The organism is Pseudoduganella sp. RAF53_2 (assembly GCF_052113985.1).
Taxonomy (GTDB): Bacteria; Pseudomonadota; Gammaproteobacteria; order Burkholderiales; family Burkholderiaceae_D; genus Rugamonas.
The window spans coordinates 1-1,548 of the sequence record NZ_JBFRDW010000945.1; the positions used below are offsets into that span (position 1 = coordinate 1).

Below are 1,548 nucleotides of genomic sequence, written 5' to 3' on the forward strand. Positions count from 1 at the left end.
GATTGAGTTTCTGCGCCACTTCGGCGATGCGATCGGTGCCGGACGGGTGGTCGGCCCGGGTCATGCACACTTCCACGCCATGCTGTTCGCAGGCGGCTTTGATGTCTTCGTGGTCGGTGGCGACGATGATGCGGCTGGCGCCGGATTCGGCGGCGCGTTCGGCCACGCGCACCACCATGGGCTTGCCGCCCAGGTCAGCCAGCGGCTTGTTCGGCAGGCGGGTCGAGGCCAGGCGGGCCGGGATGATGACGATGAAGGACACTAATTACTCCGTGCTGTCCTGCAGGGTACGCGCCTCGTCGGCCCACATGATCGGGATGCCGTCGCGGATCGGGTACGCCAGGCGGTCGCCACGGCAGATCAGTTCCTGGTTTTTCTTATCGTGTTCCAGCGGGCCTTTGCAAACGGGGCAGACCAGGATATCAAGCAGACGTGCATCCACGACATTTCTCCACAATTTGATCAGCCAGCGCGCGGTCGATGCGAGCGCTGACCGGAACGACCCAGATTCTCGGATCGTTGCTAAGTTCTTCAATTTGCCGACATTTTACTGCATCCTTCTCGGTGACCAGAATAATGTCGGCTTCCAGCGACGCGAAGGGGCGGTCCTGGAAATCATGATGGTCGGGCAGAGGCAATTCTTGCGGCCGCAGTCCGGCGCCGCGCAGCATGGCAAAAAATCTACCCGGATTGCCAATCCCCGCCGCTGCGACGACCTTGCCGCCACGCGCCGCCAGCTCGCTCAGCGCCACGCGCTGCGTCCGGTCATTCAGCTTTTCCGCCACATCGCCCGCCAGCACCATCTGCACCGGCGCAGCGCCTCCGTGGTGCGGCAGTACGGCGGCGGCACCAGTCCGGCCGCCAGGCCCTGCGGCATCCGGCGCAACCGTGGCAGCGAGGGCGGCAGTCAGCTCGGGCGCATTCACGACCGTGAAGTCGCGCCGGCGCGATGGGGGTTCGCGCAGGGGGCCGGCGGGCAGCGTCCAGCCGTTGCCGACGCCGCGGGCGTCGAACAGGACGATTTCCACATCGCGGGCCAGCGCGTAATGCTGCAAGCCGTCGTCGGTGACGATGATATCCACATCGGGACGCGCCGCCAGCAGCGCCCTGCCCGCTTCCGCCCGGCGCCGGCCGACCATGACCGGTGCGCCGGTACGGGCAGCAATCAGCACCGGCTCATCGCCGACTTCGGAAGGCGCCGAAGACGCCGTCACCAGCTGCGGCGCCGCCGCCGAACTGCCAAACCCGCGCGAAATCACGCCCGGCGTATAGCCCGCTTCGCGCAGGGCCTCGACCAGCCAGATTGTCAACGGCGTCTTGCCGGTGCCGCCGATGAAGATATTCCCAACCACGACCACCGGCACAGGCAGCCGCTCGGCGTGCGACACGCCGGCGGCATACAAACCGCGGCGCAGCGCGGCGAGGGAACGAAAGACAAGGGAGAGCGGCCACAGCGCACAAGCCAGTGGCCCGCGCCGCAGCCATTCGCGGCTGAGCGTGCTCTCCAGCGAGGAGGACATTATTTCGCCTGGCCGGTCTGCGCAGCGA

Annotated in this window: 3 protein-coding genes; all 3 read right to left on the bottom strand. The window is 66.7% G+C overall.

From position 1 onward, the window contains the following. Positions 1–262, bottom strand: a 262-nt coding sequence (locus tag AB4Z11_RS31260; RefSeq protein ID WP_442030008.1) for a cytidylyltransferase domain-containing protein, incomplete at its 3' end; no start/stop codon positions are given. A gap of 3 nt (positions 263–265) precedes the next feature. Then, positions 266–442, bottom strand: a complete 177-nt coding sequence (locus AB4Z11_RS31265; protein ID WP_442030010.1) for a Trm112 family protein — start codon at positions 440–442, stop codon at positions 266–268. After that, positions 423–1,520 (bottom strand): tetraacyldisaccharide 4'-kinase, encoded by a 1,098-nt coding sequence (lpxK, locus tag AB4Z11_RS31270; protein WP_442030011.1) that lies wholly within the window; start codon positions 1,518–1,520, stop codon positions 423–425. The genes AB4Z11_RS31265 and lpxK overlap by 20 nt, the downstream gene beginning before the upstream one ends. Positions 1,521–1,548: the final 28 nt, after the last annotated feature.